This is a genomic window from uncultured Rhodospira sp. (assembly GCF_937138205.1).
Taxonomy (GTDB): Bacteria; Pseudomonadota; Alphaproteobacteria; order Rhodospirillales; family Rhodospirillaceae; genus Rhodospira.
In genome coordinates, this window is record NZ_CAKZOT010000107.1 from 108,433 (window position 1) to 123,300 (window position 14,868).

Here is a 14,868-nt window from a genome sequence, read left to right on the forward strand (position 1 = left end):
CTGCCGCCGGGTGGCGGTTTCCGCTTGGTGGCGGCCTGTCCGGGGCGATTGCCGTTGGGGCATCGACGGTGGACCGACGATGGGGCATGGTTTCCGCTATGGCTGACCTGCTCTTTCACGACCGGTTCCGGTATCCCGACGGGGCCATTCTTGAAATGAAGATCTGGCGCGTGCCGGTGGCCGTGCCGGGCAGCGGGCACGACCTGAAGTACAGCCTTTTCTATGGCTATCCGGGGCGTCGGGTGGTGGGGTATGATAACGAACGGGGCAAGGGCGACCATTGCCACCGGGACGGCCAGGAGGTGCCCTACCGTTTCACGACGGTGTCGGCCCTGGTCGCTGACTTTCTGGACGACGTGCGACGGGCGCGAGGCGAGACATGACGGACCGGATCAACGTGCATGTCGGAACTCCGGAGGACATGGGGCGGCGGTTCGTTTCGGCTTGGGAGCGGGCGGCGCGGGGCGAGGCGGTCCGCGAGACCCATGTGACCGTGCCGGACCTGGAGGCGCTTCTGGAGACCCTGACACCCGGCCGCATTGATCTGCTGCGCGCCGCGCGGCGCCACGCGGAGGCGACGGTGCGCGGTCTGGCGGATGACCTGCACCGCGACGTGGTCTCCGTGGACGGCGACGTCGAGACCCTGGCCCGGATGGGGCTACTGGAACGCGCCGGGGATCGGGTCATCGCCCCCTTCGCCGAGGTCGAGGCCCGGCTGGTGCTGTAGCCCGCGTCGGGCGGAGTCGCGGCGACGCGGCACTCCGCCTGATGCGGAAAACCATCGGCGAACGCCACCCCTCGGCGCGGCCTTTGGGCCTCGCCCTTTTTCTTGGGGTGCGGCGGTGCGCGGGCGGCGCGGCCCCGCCCTGCGCTGCGCTTGCCGCCCGCGTTCGGCCGCCCTATCCTCTCCTCATGGCATCGCGCCTGACATGGGACGAGAGCAAACGTCGGCTCAACCTGGCCAAACATGGTCTGGACTTTGCCGATGCGGTGGTCGTTCTGGACTCGCGCTATCGGCTGGATGTCCCGGTGGTCCGAGGCGGGGAACAGCGGGTTCAATCCCTGGCGTATGCTCTGGGCGTGATGGCGGTTCTGACGGTGGTTCATGTCCCGCGCGATGGGACAGCTCGGATCATCAGCTTTCGCCGGGCGAGCGTCGTGGAACGGGAGATGTATCGTGTCTGGCTCGACAGCGAACACCATGACCCTTGAGGCGGTCCGGGCGGCGGTGGCACGGTTGCCCGCCGAGGACGACTTTGTCTGGGATGGCGCGGACGAGGACGACCGTCCAGCATCCGAGGCAGAGATGCGGGCCGCCGTGGAAGCGGACCTGGCCGGGCGGGCCGGGCGTGCGGGGTCGCGGCGTACTCCGGTGGTGCTGGGGATCGACACGGACATTGTGGCGGCGTTCCGGGCCACGGGTCCCGGATGGCGCGGGCGGATGAACGCGGCCCTGCGGGAATGGGTGCGCGAGCACGGGTAGCCCGCGTCGGGCGCTGTGTCCGGCTCTTGCGGGATGGGGATGACGTGTTGCAGCGTGGTCCTGTGCCCTCCGTTGGACCGTTTGCCCCATGCCGCCCGTTGACATCCGCCGCTGGCACCGCCTGTTCGGCATCGCCCTGACCGACCTGTTCGCGGACACGTCGTGGCGGGTTGAGCTGGAGAAGGAACTGGCGCTCAAGAGCCAGCTTCTGGACGTGGCGATCATCGAGGGGCCGGGGGAGGCCCCGGCGGTGCCGGAGGGTCTGCCGGACGGCCTGGATGGTCTGCGGGCGCACAATCTGCTGACCTACAAGTCCCAGCACGAGGCGCTGACGGCGTGGACTTTGGATGAACTGATCGGGCACTATGTTTCGTATCGCAAGCTGACGAGCCCGAAGGATGCGCTGATCCCGGAGGCGGCGTTCGGGCTGTTCGCGGTGGCGACGCGCTTTCCGGAGGGGCTGGCGCGAGAGGTGACCCTGAAGCCGGCCGGGCCGGAAGGGGTGTTTGACGTTCCGTGGGGCGCGCGCCATATCCGTCTTGTGGTGCTGCGCAGGATCGCGCGGCATCCCCGGAACGCGCCCTGGGAACTGTTCAGCGCCGAGCAGGATCGCCTTCGTGACGGGGTGATGGGATACCGGGCGCGTCGACGAAGCGCGATGGCGCTGCTTCGGGCGCTGCATCAGGCGTACCAGTTGGAGGACCCGGACATGGCCTACACGATGGAAGACTTCCTGCGCGAGGAACGGGCGGCGCTGCTGGACGATCTGACGCCCGAGGAGCGCCAGCGATTGATCGAGGGGCTGTCACCGGAGGACCGTCTGAAGGGTCTGAGCCCTGATGACGTGTTGCGGGGGTTTGGCCCCGACGAACTGCGCCGCCTGAAGGACCGCCTGGACCGGATGCACTGACGGCTGCTGCCTAGCTGGGTTGCGGTGCTGGCTTGTCCTGTTGCAGCCTCGCGTTTTGCCTTCGCTGGACCGCTTGCCCCATGCCGCCCGTTGATGTTCGCTATCGGGTGTACCAGTTGGAGGACCCGGACATGGCCTACACGATGGAAGACTTCCTGCGCGAAGAACGGGCGGCGTTGCTGAACGACCTGACGCCCGACGAGCGCCGGCGATTGATCGAGGGGCTGGCCCCGGAGGACCGTCTGAAGGGTCTTGATCCGGAGGATGTGCTGAAGCGGTTCAGCGCTGAGGACGTCGTGAAGGGTCTGAGCCCCGAGGAGCTGCATCGGTTGAAGGATCGACTGAAACACACGCACTGAGCGAAAGGCCCGCGTCGGGGCGCACGCGTGTCCGGCACATTGTCATGACGAGCGTGACCCATCATCTGTTGGGCATCGCCATCAGACAGAGGAGACGCCTCATGCGCTCCACCGTTCCGGCCACGATGCTGGCCTTGACCTTCGTGGCGCCGCTGGGCGTCGCGCCGGCCTCGGGCGCCGACTGCCCCCGGCCGCAGGACCTGCCGTTGAAGACAGAGGGGCGTACGCCGGTCTTTCAGGACGCCTGCGGTCAGCGGTTCCAGGCCGGCTACCGCCTGGAGGGCACCACGCTGCACTTCCCCGGCGGCGGCACGCACACCCTGACCGAGGCGACCACGGCCGAGGCCGAGCGCGTGCTGCGCGACGCCTATGGTCTGGTCGGCCCGCGCCACCGGCTGGTGCGCACTGTTTGGCCGGAGGACTAATCCGCACCCGTCGCCCGGAACGCCTCCAGCGCCGCCTTGCGTGCCTCGGCGTGGTCGACGAGGGGGCGAGGGTAGGTGTCGCCCAGGGCGACACCGGCCTGGTCCAGCGCCTCGGCCGGTGCCCGCCACGGCGCATGAATCCAGCGGGTGGGCAGCCGGGCCAGTTCCGGCACCCAGCGCCGGACGAAAGCGCCCTCCGGGTCGAACTTTTCGCCCTGGAGCACCGGGTTGAACACCCGGAAGTAAGGCGCGGCGTCGGCGCCGCAGCCCGCCACCCACTGCCACGACCCCGGGTTGTTGGCCGGGCAGGCGTCCACCAGGGTATCCCAGAACCAGCGCTCGCCCGCGCGCCAGTCGAGGCGCAGGTCCTTGACCAGGAACGAGGCGGTGATCATGCGCGCACGGTTGTGCATCCACCCCGTTTGCCACAACTGGCGCATGGCCGCGTCCACCACCGGGTATCCCGTGCGCCCACCCTGCCAAGCGGCCAGGTGGTCGGCGTCGTCCCGCCACGGAAACGCGGCGAAGCGGTCCTGCAGCGGGATCTCGTGCAGGGCCGGATGCTGGTGCAGCAGGTGGTGGCAGAACTCGCGCCAGCCCAGTTCGCGCAGGAACGTCTCGGCCCCGGCCGACGCCGCGCGGTCACGCACGGCGTGCCAGATCCGGCGCGGCCCGATCTCGCCGAAACGCAGGTGGGGCGACAGCATCGACGTGGCCTCCGCGCCCAACTGGTCGCGGCGCGCGTCGTAGTGGCCGATCGCCCCGTCCACGAAGGCCTCCAGCAGGGCCACCGCCGCCGCCTCGCCGGGGACCCAGGTGGCGCGCAGACCGCCGGCCCAGTCCGGCCGGGTGGGCAACAGGCCCCAGTCCTCCAGCGCGTCGCTGTTTGGCCAGACGTCCGGCGCGGGGATGTGTTCGGGCGCGGGCGCCGGGCGCGGCGGCGGATCGAGGCTCAGGACCTGACGCCAGAACGGGGTGAAGACGCGGAAGGGCTGGCCCTGGCGAGTGCGCACGGCCTCCGGCTCGTACAGCAGGGCGCCGCCGTAGCGCCGCACCGTCACACCCTGGGCGGTCAGGTGCTCAGCCAGCGGGGCTTCGTCCCGGCCCGGCTGACGGGTCCAGACCACGGTGTCGGCGCCGGTCTCGCGCGCCAGATCGGACAGCACGCGCCGCGCCCCACCGCGCCGCAGGATCAGACCCGAGCCGCGCGCGTCCAGATCACGGGCCAGGCTGGTCAGCGAGCCGTGCAGCCACCAGCGCGCGGCCCCGCCCAAGGCACGGGCGTCCTCGCCCGTGTCGTCCAGGATGGACACCGGCACGACCGGCCGCCCCGCCGCCAAGGCGGCGACAAGGGCGGGGTGATCCGTCAGCCGCAGGTCGCGGCGCAGCCACAGCAGGACGGGCGCGGTCGTCACGGTGCCGTCGCCAAAACAGGACCCAAGGCGCGAGACGCGATCACCGGACACCCCGTTCATGCCGGCTGACGAACGCCCGGAAGCCCTTCATGTCGCTCTCGTCGATCTCCAGACGGATGTGGCTGGAGGCGTCGGTGGTGGTGACGATGTGGCCCGGCACGGTGCCGAGTTCAGGCACCGAGGCCTGGAACGATGGCTCGCGGACGTCCTTCAGCGCCCGGTTCAGGGTGCCGACCCCGGCGAACGACAGGTCCTGGAGCAGGCAGGACTCACTCTGGCCGCCCGGGAACGTCAGGGTGACCGCCACGTTGATCGTGCGCAGACGGTTGGCCTCGCGGTCCTCGTCGGCGGTCGAGCGGATGATGCGTTCCAGGGCGGCGCGCATGGCCTCCACGTGGCTGCGCACCTGATCGGCGGACTCGCGAACGGTTCCGGCATGGTGGCTGCTGGTTTCGCTGCTGGCCGAGACCTTGCCGATGTTGTCCGACGAGTGTTGCGTGCTGCGGGCGGCGAGCTGGGCGTTGTGGCTGATCTCGCCGGTGGCCGCCGTCTGTTCCTCGACCGCGGCGGAGATGGCGGTGGCGATCTCGTTGAGCTGTTCGATGACGTGCGTGATGCCCTGGATCGCCTCCACGGCCTGGTGGGTGGCCGATTGCATCCCGCCGATCTGGTCGGCGATGTTCTCGGTGGCCTTGGCGGTCTGGTTGGCCAGGGTTTTGACCTCGTTGGCCACGACGGCGAAACCCTTGCCCGCCTCGCCGGCGCGCGCCGCCTCGATCGTCGCGTTCAGCGCCAGCAGGTTGGTCTGCTTGGCGATGTCGCTGATCAGGTTGACCACCTCGCCGATCTTGTCGGCGGCCTCGACCAGCCCGTTGATCCGCTCGGTGGTCGACGCCGCTTCCTCGGCGGCGCGGCGGGCGACGTCGGCGGCGTTGGACACCTGACCGCCGATCTCGGCGATGGAGTTGGAGAGCTGTTCGGAGGCGGCGGCGACGGCATCGACGTTGCCGGACGCATCGCGCGACGCGGCGGCGGCGGCCGTGGAGCCCTCATCCAGATCCGCCATGCTCTGGCTCATGGCGACGGCGGCCTCGTGCATTCCGGTCGTCTGGGACAGCACCTGGGCGATGGCGCCCTTGACCTCCTCGTCGAGGGCGTTGGTCAGGGCCAGCATTTCCGCCTGGATGCGGCGCGCGTTGCGGCGCTGTTCCGTCGACTGTTCCGCTTGCAGGCGCTGCACTTCCTGGGCGTTGTCCTTGAAGACCTGGATGGCCTCGGCCATGGCGCCGATTTCGTCCTTCTTGCCGGTATAGGGAATGTCGACCGAGCTGTCGCCCTCGGCCACCCGCCGCATCCGCCCGGTGATGACCACCAGCGGATTCACGAGCACCTTGGACAGGACGACGTACAGGGCGATCCCCGCCAGCACCATGGCCAGGAACACCAGGCCGCCGGACTGGAGCGATTCCCGCCAGGCCTTGTCCAACGGCGCCGCGAGCGGGACGTAGGCATTCAGGGAGCCGAGAATGGCCGGCGAGCCGACCTCCAGGTTGTGGCACGCCGCGCAGCCGGGATGAATGTCCGCCGTCAGCGGAACGGCGATGCGCAACAGACCGTCCTCCTCGGCGCGGACCATGGACTCGCCGTCGTTGACCATGCGCCGCAACGCCTCGCGCTCGAACGGACGCTCGATCGCCGTGCTGGCCCCACCCATGGGCGGCTGGCCGGTCAGGTCCAGGTCGCCGATCAGGAGCACGCGCAGCGTGTCCTCGCCGAAGTCATGGATCACCGCCTCGTCGACGGCGCGGATGGTCCGGTTCCAGTCGGCGCGGACCTGGCTTTCCACCTCGGGTGTCGCGGCCGCCTGAAGGGCCGTGTAGAACTCCCGCGTCGAGACCATGAACATCTCGGCCGACCGGGCGATGCCCGTCATGGCGGTGTCTTCGGCCGCCTCGTACGTTCGGTCGATCAGCAAAAAGCGGGCAATATAGACGGCCACAAGGACGGCGATCACGACCGAGGACACGGCCAGAACCAGACCGACACGGCCACGCACACTGTCGAACATTCGCATGATCTTGCGACCTCCATAACGACCCGGGGGCGCGTGCTCCATGATTTCGGACCAATCGGCCCGCGCGTTTCCCGGCAGAGCGAAGAGCCGTGCCACGCGCCCATGGCCCGACCGGGGCAGCAGTGCCGGCGGGGGCGGGCAACGGCCCTCTGTCTACGCGGACGCCTATCGTGCGGACCGGTCCGTTAACATGACATTTAAGGGGGAATTCGACCGCACGCCGTCTGTCGCGAACGAGATGCGCGCCCGCCGCATGGCGGTGTCGTGACGGCCCGGGCGGGTGGAATTCGGCACCGTTTCAAGGCATTGCGCGACCACGTGCGCGGGGGCGTCAGGCGCGGGCGGGTGGCGCGTCCGTCCGCCCAGGATGTGTTCGCATTGGTGGCTCCACGCCGTGGCGGCAGTCCAATCCGCGACTCCGGCGGTCGCATACGCCAAACGGCGGATGAGGGGTGGCCTCATCCGCCGTCTTGCGTTGCGCGGCAAGCTTAGTTGACTATGCACCCGGCCCCGCCTTTCCGCCCCCTGATCCTGTGGCCAGGATCAGGAGGTGGAGGCTGGATCGCACATCACATGATAGGAGCTTCACTCGGCGGTTGCGCCGCCTGATCGTCCGTCTCCGCGTTTATCGTCACCGTGGCGGTGGCGGTGTCGCCGTCGTTGTCCGTGACCGTGTAGTTGAAGGTTGCGCCCTTTTCATAGCCCTCGCCAGCGGTGTAGGTGATGGTCCCGGCCTCCACGTCGAACGAGACTGAACCATGCCCCTCGACGCCGTCGGCTTCGATGGAGGCGATCCCATCAGCCCCGCCGTCAACAGCAAGGACGAAGGTGTTGCCCTCATCGAACTCGGACACGATTTCATCCTCCGCCTCCGGCACGTCGTCCTCGATCCGGATGCTGAAGTCCAGCGCCACCGGGTCGAGATCATCGTCGTACGTCTCGATGGCGCCGGCGATATGCAGGTCAACGACGTTTTCGTTGATGTCCTCGGCCTCACTGTCAACGCCCTGGAACGCCGAGTCCGGATGTTCCACCGCACCCTCAAGCTCGAATGTGTAGGTCCCGTCCCCATTCAAGGTCAGGGTGAAGATGGGCGTCGGGTCGGGCGCGCCCGTGTCGACGACGCCGTTCAAGACCATGCCGCTCGGATCACGCACCAGGGTGATGTCGTGGTACCCGCCATCGGTGCCCAACCCTTTCAGGTTGGTAAGACCCGGACCGTCAATGCCCTCGGCGATTCGGTAGATCGGCCCGTCAGACGACTCCGGCCCGTCGGCCCCGTAGTCCACGGCCTCTTTGCCGTCCACGTTGTCAGGCAGAATGGCGGCGGTTACCGTCGCAATGCCGCCCTCAATGCCGTCCTCATCCACCTTGTCCTGGCCAACGGTGTTGTTGTTGATGGTGATCTGGACGTCGTCGAAGTCGCTATCGCCCTTGTCATCGCCAAAATACAAACGGTCGCCATTGGCGTCTGACGGGATGTAGCCCGCGAAACCATTCGGGGTATCCTGGGCAATGTCGTCGGCACTCTTTGCATATCCTTCGTTGTCAAAAAGCACCCGGTAGTCTCTAGTACCAACGGTAACAACAACATTTCCGCCAGATCCGTCCTTGAACGTCAACTCGTCGTCCTGCTCGAAGTTGTTTTGCGGATTCCCCTTATCCCCGTTTCCTCGCGGGATGACAAAGAAGCCAATCTGATCGGCGGCGTAACCCTCGATTGTATAGGACTCGCCGTAGTTCGCACTGGGCGCGTTGCCCCAAATGATCGTGCCCTTGCCACCCTCGGGCTCGCCGTCTGAATCTTTGACATAGTAGCCGAGGCTGTTGTGCCAATATGCTTCGCCGCCCCAGTTGGTGACGGTGACCGACTTGGCGACGGGCGTGTCGTCGTCAACCGATACGTTCAGCGTGCCGGCACGTTCGCCGTCGACGGTGTAACTCACTGGGATATTGATGTTGTCTTCGGTACCACTCTGGCCGTGTTCCAGCGCTTGGTGGAGGACGACCTGGTAGTCTCCACCGGTCGCGCCGGTCGGCCAGATCGTCAATACGGGCTCTTGATAGCTGTATTGATCGCCCTCTTGTTGTCCCCCAACGTAAGCTTGCACACCCCCGCCACTGATCGTTTGCCACTGCAGCGGTTCGCCGTCGGCCCGATTGAGGCCAAGGGCCAACAAGCCGTCGGTCAGGAACGCCACTGACCCATTGGCGTCAACACCGTTCAGGGTGCCGTTAGCGGTGGCCTCGTTGTCGTCGCCATCCGTATTCGGCACGACGTCGTCGCCGCGCCCGCCCGGGTTGCCGTCATGCGGCCAGTAACCGTACTCGGTCTCGCCGCCAAGCCCATCCTCGTCGACGACGATGTCGGACTCCTCCTGCGGCGGCGGCGGCGGGGGCGGCGGCGGCGGCGGGGTGAACGTCACCCGGATCGGCTGTTCGGCCATCGACTGGTCGCCGTCGGTGTCTTCCAGCGTGTAGGTGAAGGCCGTGGTGCCGCTGACGGCGGCGGCCGGGGTGAAGGTCCAGCTGCCGTCGCTCTCGACGGTCAACTCGCCGTATTCGGTGGTGACGGTGTCGCCGGCGTCCGCCGTCTGCTCGTCGCCGTCCGCGTCGGTGTAGGTGAAGGACACGACCACCGCCTCGACGTCCGGCCCTTGATCGTCGTTGTCGCGCACGTTGCCGGTGACCGGATCGGCGCCGGCCGTGACGGAGACGAGGTCGTCGTCCACCGCCTCGGGCACGCCGTCGGTCACCAGGATGCCCTGCGTGGCGCCGCTGGTGCTGCCATCGGCGTCGGCGATGGTGTAGGTGAAGTCGTCGGCCAGCGCGTCACTTTCCGAATGGTCCTCGGTCGCGTCGGCCGTGTAGGTCCACGAGCCGTCGGCGTTGACGGTCAGCGTGCCGTACTGGGTGTCCACCGTGCTGCCCGCGGCCGCCGTCTGGCTGGCGCCGGCCTCGTCCGTGTAGGTGAAGGAAACGACCGTGTTCGGGGTGTCCTGGCTCGCCAGGTCGTTGGTCAGGACGTTGCCGGTCAGGGCATCCTCGGACCCTTCCACGACCGACTGCGCCGCGTCGTCCAGCGCCACCGGGCCGGTGTCGGTGACGGCGATGAACTGCGTCGCAGAGGCGGTCAGGCCGATCGCGTCGGTGATGGTATAGTCGAACGGATCCAGCAGGCCCGCCCCCGCCGCGTGGTCCTCGCGCGGGTCGGAGGTGTAGGTCCAGGTGCCGTCGGCGTTGACGACCAGCGTGCCGTACTGGGTATCGAGTTCGACGCCGAACACGCCGTCCTGCGTGACACCGGCCTCGTCGGTGTAGGTGAAGGCGGTGACCGTGATCGGCGGGTTGTCGCCAGTGACGTCGTTGTCGAGCACGTTGCCGGTGATGGTCGTCTCGCCTTCGGGGGTGACCGCGTCTCCCGAGAGCGCGGCGAGGTCGACGTCATCCCCTTCGTCGGGGCCATCGCCGGGGCCATCGTCGGGGCCACCATCGTCGCCCTCGTCGGGGACGTCATCGGCGAGGCCGTCATCGAACGCGGCCGGCCCACCCGTGGCGGCGCCCGGCGCGTCATCCAGATCGCCGACCAGTTCGTCCTCGGCCACGAAGTCGAACAGGAAGTTCAGGTTGCCCAACAGGTCGAGCGGATTGATGCCCTCGCCGATGGCGCCGATGTCATACGGGTTGAAGCCGGCGCCGCCGCCGCCGTCGGCGGCCGGGGCCCCCGGTGTACCGGCGGCCGGCGTGCCGGCGGCCGGCGCCAGGTCGTTGAAATCGATGCCGTGGTCGGCCATCAGCAGATCAGAGGTGATGGCCGTGCCGTCGGCCAGCGTCAGGATCGGCGCCAGGGCGCCGGACTCCGGCGCGGCGAAGGTCAGGAAGTCGGACAGGACGATGCTGCCGCCATTCTCGAACGACAGAACGAGGTTGGCGCCGTCCTGGGCGATCGACACGCGGTCGGGGTCGGCGTCGACGGCGTAGGTCTGGCCGGGAATGACGAATTCCTCAGCCGTCTGGCCCGCCGGCGGCGGCGCCAGGACGATGGCATCGGCGGCCGGGGCCGGCGCAGGGGCCGGCGGCGCGGCCGGATCGGCCTGCGCGAGTTGGACCCCGGACGGCGTCACATCATCGGACGGCCCGGAGGTGGTGTCGGTGGGAGTGCTCGTCGTTGAGTCGACCATGGTTGTCTCCTTCTGATCCGCCGGCGCCGCGCTGGTCCGCTGGGCCTAGTGTGCCGTCTCGCGGGAGGACACCGGGCTCGTGCGCCGGTCCCACCCTCTATGGTCCCGTGTACGCCGAACACACCGGGCCTCGCATCACCCATGTGAGGTAAAAACGCACGCGCTGGAACACGGATCGGCCATCAGACCAAGCGTGCTCGCGTCAGCCGGCGACGCCGCTGCCCTCGGGGCGGAACGACAGTGGCGTATGGTCGCCGCCGATCGCGCCCAATACGGCGATGCAGTCCCCGGTCTTGGCCACGCCCGGGAAGTGGCGGCCGATCAGCATCCCGTCCAGCTTGGCGCGGTAGTCGCGCGGCGCGATGCCGGTCCGGTCCACCGGCCAGATGCGGGCCAGCAGGTCGCCCTCGCGCACCGTCTCGCCCAGATCGACGCCCATCTCCAGCATTCCGTCGACATCGGCGAAGGTGAAGCAGTCCATCGACGGCATGTCGAGCGACAGGGACGGCTCCATCACCGGCTCGCCCTCCAGCACGCCGGCATGGATCAGCACGTTGCGCACGCCCTTGCGGGCGATTCGGGCACTGGCGGCGGTGGAGGTGCCGCCTCCGCGGAGCTCGGTGCTGACGAACGTCTTGCCGGCTTCCTCGGCGGCGGTGTCGAACAGGCCGGCGGCATCAATCTCCAGCATCTTTGCCGTGTAGGGCGCGTTGAAGGCGACGGCGGCGGCCTCGCAGCGGGCCTCCTGCGTCTTGTCCGGCAGCACGTGCGAGGCGGCGAACGGCACGAAGTCCAATGTCGAGCCGCCGGCGTGGATGTCCATGACCAGATCGCTCATGGGCAGCAAGTAGCGCTGGACATAGTCCGCGATCTTCTGCGTCACGGTTCCGTCGGGCGCGCCCGGGAACAGGCGGTTGAGGTTGCCGCTGTCGATGGGCGAGGTGCGCCGGCCCGCCCGGAAGGCCGGGTAGTTCAGGAATGGCAGCATGATGATGCGCCCGGAGACCTGGGCCGGGTCCAGGTGCAGCGCGAGGTCCAGAAGGGCCAGCGGTCCCTCGTACTCGTCGCCGTGGTTGGCGCCGGTCAGCAGCACGGACGGGCCGATCCCGTTCTTGATCACACAAACGGGAATCATCAGGTTGCCCCAGGCGCTGTCGTCGCGGCTGAAGGGCAGGCGCAGGAATCCATGCTGCCGGCCGTCGGCGTCGAAATCGACGGTCGGGTCGATCGGTGTCGGTTTTTCGTACATCAGAGACATGCCATGGGGAATCCGAAGGCCGACGGGTTGACCCTCTCCGCCCTGGATATCACGGCTTGACCACCAGTTCACGCGGTGTGTTGGCCAGGATTTCCGGAGCCTTCTCGCGAATCACGAAGCTCTCTGTAATTTCAAACCCCCACGTGTCGAGCCACAGGCCGGTCATGAAATGGAACGTCATGTTCGGCTGCAGGACCGAGCGGTCGCCGGACCGGAAACTCATGGTCCGTTCGCCCCAGTCCGGGGGGTAGCTGACACCGATGGGATAGCCGGCGCGATTGTCCTTCTCGATCCCGTACTTGCGCAGGACGGCGAAGAAGGCCCGTGCCACATCCTCGCAGGTGTTGCCGGGCAGCGCCTGGTCCAGGCCCGCCTCCATGCCCTCCAGCACCGCCTTTTCGGCGTCCAGGAACCGGTGGTCGGGCTTACCCAGGAAGACCGTGCGCGACAACGGGCAGTGATAGCGGTGATAGCAGCCGGCGATTTCGAAGAAAGTACCCTCGCCTTTCCGCAGTGGCTTGTCCGTCCAGGTCAGGTGTGGCGCCGCGGCCTCCGGGCCGGAGGCGACCAGCGGGACGATGGCGGCATAGTCGCCGCCGAACTCCGCCGTGCCGCGCAGGGCGGCGTCCTGGATCTCGGCGACCAGATCGCACTTGCGCATTCCCGGTTCGACCACGTCGCGGATGCGGGCGTGCATGGCGTCGACGATGCGCGCGGCGCGGCGCATGTAGGTCAGTTCGGTCTCCGACTTGACCGCGCGCTGCCAGTTGACCAGCGCCGTGGCGTCCTGAAAGCGCGCGTTGGGCAGCTCGCGCAAGAGGGTTTGATAGGCAGCGGCCGAGAAATAGTAGTTGTCCATCTCGACGCCGATTCGGCGGCTGCCCCAGCCGCGATCCGTGATGATGGCCGCCAGGACCTCCATGGGATGACGGACCACCGACTGCACGTAGTGGTCAGGGTAGGTCTGGATGCCCGCCTCGGGCATCCACACGGTCTGGCGGGCGCCGTTGCCGTCCTGGCCGCGTCCCCACCAGATCGGATCGTCGTCGACGGGCAGCACGACGGCCTGATGGACATAAAACGACCAGCCGTCATAGCCGGTCAGCCAGTTCATGTTGGACGGGTCGGTGACAATCAGCAGGTCGAGCCCGGCGGCCTCCATGGCAGCCCTGGTCTTGGTCAGGCGCTGACCGTACTCCGCGAGGGAAAAACGCAGGTCGTTTTCATGCTGCATGGACAGGTGTTCCCGAGGCAAAGGCGCATCCCGGCGCGGCTCTGGCCTCGCGTCGCGACGCCAGCTTTTTCAGACTGGGGCCGGCGCCGCGAAGCGGCGGAGCCCCATGACCTGACACCGCAGGTCATGGGCGATCAAGAGTCAAAAGAGGTCCCCGCGCCGGCCTGGGTCACCCGCGCCAGTGCCAGCGTGGCGATGGCCGTGTCCTGTACCCCGGTGCCCGTCAGGTCGGCAACGGTGATCTGGTCCGCGTTGGCGCGGCCCGGCGCGGTGCCCGTCACCACCGCGCCCAGTTCGGGGAAGACGTCGTCCGCGCCCACCAAACCGGCGGCGATGGCGTGATGCAGTTCCCCCAGCCGCCGCGTCTGCGCCAGGCTGTCGGCCACGTAGCGGACGTCGGGCCGTGCCAGAACGGCCGGGTCCAGCTCGTTCTTGTGCTCGGCGTCCGAGCCCATGGCGGTGACGTGCTGGCCCGGCCGCAGCCAGTCGGCCATCAACAGGGGTTGGGGGCTGGGCGTGGTGAGGACCACGACATCGGCCTCGGCGACGGCGGCCTCGGCGGACGGCGCCACCGACACCGGAAATCCCAGCCGCACCGACTGCTCGGCGGCGCACAAGGCGGCCTTGTCGGCGTCGCGCGCCCAGACGGTGGCGCTCTCCAGCGGCCGCACCAGGGCCAGCGCCTCCAGTTGCAGGCGCGCCTGCACCCCGGCGCCGATCACGGCGGCGCGGCGGGCCTCCGGGCGGGCCAAGTGTTTCGCGGCGACGGCGCCGGCGGCGGCGGTGCGCACGTCGGTCAGATAGCCGTTGTCCAGCAGCACGGCCTCCAGCAGGCCGGTCTTGGCGCTGAACAGGGTCATCAGGCCGTTGACGCTGGGCAGGCCGAGCTTGGGATTGTCGAAGAACCCGGGGCTAATCTTGATGGCGAAGCTGTCGATGCCGGGCACATAGGCGGTCTTGACGTCCACCTCGCCGTTGGCGTCGTGGATGTCCAGGCGCAGGATCGGCGGCATGACCACGCCGCCGCCGGCCAGGGCGGCGAACGCCTGCTCGACGCAGGCGACGGCATCGAGATCGAGCGCCACGGCGGAACGCAGGTCGGCCTCGGTGACGATGCGGACGGTGGGCATGGCGGGCTCTTCTCAGCAGCTTCAGACCGGGACGGATCGAAGGTCCGACCGACAGGACGAAAGAACGATGGCGCCACCTTACTCGGGCGGCTGGATGTACTGAAGGCCGGCCACCGTGCCGGCGGCGGAGGCGATGCACAGACCAATGATGGTGGCCACGGTGCCGACGATGAACGCCCGGTTGGGCTTTTCGGCCAGCTTGCCGATCAGCTCGGCCCTGAGTTCCTGAACCTCCGCATTGGTTGCCAGGGCCGGTACTGTCGCCCGCCATTCGGCGCGCATGGTTTGAGCCTCCGCCGTCAAGTCGGTCCGAACGTCCTTGATTTCGGTCTGCAGGCCGGCGTGCGTGTCCTTGATCTCGCTCGCCAGACCGCTGCGGACGTCGTGAATCTCCGCCTT

Annotated in this window: 14 protein-coding genes; 7 read left to right on the plus strand and 7 right to left on the minus strand. The window is 68.2% G+C overall.

Annotated features, from left to right (window positions below; translation table 11 throughout):
- Positions 1 to 98 precede the first annotated feature (98 nt).
- The 7 genes from Q0309_RS15540 (at position 99) to Q0309_RS15570 (ending at position 3,177) form a co-directional block, all read left to right on the plus strand.
- A complete protein-coding gene (locus Q0309_RS15540; protein WP_299443181.1) occupies positions 99 to 383 on the plus strand; it encodes a DUF6516 family protein in 285 nt (94 codons plus the stop codon).
- Positions 380 to 727, plus strand: coding sequence for a hypothetical protein (locus Q0309_RS15545; RefSeq protein ID WP_299443184.1), 348 nt, complete (start codon positions 380 to 382; stop codon positions 725 to 727). The genes Q0309_RS15540 and Q0309_RS15545 overlap by 4 nt, the downstream gene beginning before the upstream one ends.
- Before the next feature lie 185 nt (positions 728 to 912).
- Positions 913 to 1,212 carry a BrnT family toxin gene (locus Q0309_RS15550; protein ID WP_299443186.1) on the plus strand — a complete coding sequence of 100 codons (300 nt, stop codon included), beginning with the start codon at positions 913 to 915 and terminating at the stop codon, positions 1,210 to 1,212.
- Positions 1,178 to 1,483 carry a BrnA antitoxin family protein gene (locus Q0309_RS15555; protein ID WP_299443189.1) on the plus strand — a complete coding sequence of 102 codons (306 nt, stop codon included), beginning with the start codon at positions 1,178 to 1,180 and terminating at the stop codon, positions 1,481 to 1,483. The genes Q0309_RS15550 and Q0309_RS15555 overlap by 35 nt, the downstream gene beginning before the upstream one ends.
- Positions 1,484 to 1,571: 88 nt before the next feature.
- The gene (locus Q0309_RS15560) at positions 1,572 to 2,393 is read left to right on the plus strand and encodes a hypothetical protein (protein ID WP_299443192.1); all 822 of its coding nucleotides are present in this window, start codon (positions 1,572 to 1,574) and stop codon (positions 2,391 to 2,393) included.
- A gap of 80 nt (positions 2,394 to 2,473) precedes the next feature.
- Positions 2,474 to 2,752 (plus strand): hypothetical protein, encoded by a 279-nt coding sequence (locus Q0309_RS15565; RefSeq protein WP_299443195.1) that lies wholly within the window; start codon positions 2,474 to 2,476, stop codon positions 2,750 to 2,752.
- Between the two features lie 101 nt (positions 2,753 to 2,853).
- The gene (locus Q0309_RS15570) at positions 2,854 to 3,177 is read left to right on the plus strand and encodes a hypothetical protein (protein ID WP_299443198.1); all 324 of its coding nucleotides are present in this window, start codon (positions 2,854 to 2,856) and stop codon (positions 3,175 to 3,177) included.
- Here the strand turns inward: Q0309_RS15570 and Q0309_RS15575 are convergent.
- The 7 genes from Q0309_RS15575 to Q0309_RS15605 form a co-directional block, all read right to left on the minus strand.
- A complete protein-coding gene (locus tag Q0309_RS15575) occupies positions 3,174 to 4,592 on the minus strand; it encodes a deoxyribodipyrimidine photo-lyase (RefSeq protein WP_299443201.1) in 1,419 nt (472 codons plus the stop codon). The genes Q0309_RS15570 and Q0309_RS15575 overlap by 4 nt on opposite strands.
- A gap of 40 nt (positions 4,593 to 4,632) precedes the next feature.
- Positions 4,633 to 6,666, minus strand: a complete 2,034-nt coding sequence (locus Q0309_RS15580) for a methyl-accepting chemotaxis protein (protein ID WP_299443204.1) — start codon at positions 6,664 to 6,666, stop codon at positions 4,633 to 4,635.
- Positions 6,667 to 7,235: 569 nt separating this feature from the next.
- A complete protein-coding gene (locus Q0309_RS15585; RefSeq protein ID WP_299443207.1) occupies positions 7,236 to 10,847 on the minus strand; it encodes an Ig-like domain-containing protein in 3,612 nt (1,203 codons plus the stop codon).
- Between the two features lie 202 nt (positions 10,848 to 11,049).
- On the minus strand, positions 11,050 to 12,105 hold the full coding sequence (gene doeB, locus Q0309_RS15590; protein WP_299443210.1) for a N(2)-acetyl-L-2,4-diaminobutanoate deacetylase DoeB: 1,056 nt from the start codon (positions 12,103 to 12,105) through the stop codon (positions 11,050 to 11,052).
- Positions 12,106 to 12,154: 49 nt separating this feature from the next.
- Positions 12,155 to 13,339, minus strand: coding sequence for an ectoine hydrolase DoeA (gene doeA, locus Q0309_RS15595; RefSeq protein WP_299443213.1), 1,185 nt, complete (start codon positions 13,337 to 13,339; stop codon positions 12,155 to 12,157).
- 134 nt (positions 13,340 to 13,473) lie between these two features.
- On the minus strand, positions 13,474 to 14,469 hold the full coding sequence (locus tag Q0309_RS15600; protein ID WP_299443216.1) for a cyclodeaminase: 996 nt from the start codon (positions 14,467 to 14,469) through the stop codon (positions 13,474 to 13,476).
- Positions 14,470 to 14,547: 78 nt separating this feature from the next.
- Positions 14,548 to 14,868: hypothetical protein (locus tag Q0309_RS15605; protein ID WP_299443219.1), on the minus strand; the 321-nt coding region annotated here is incomplete at its 5' end.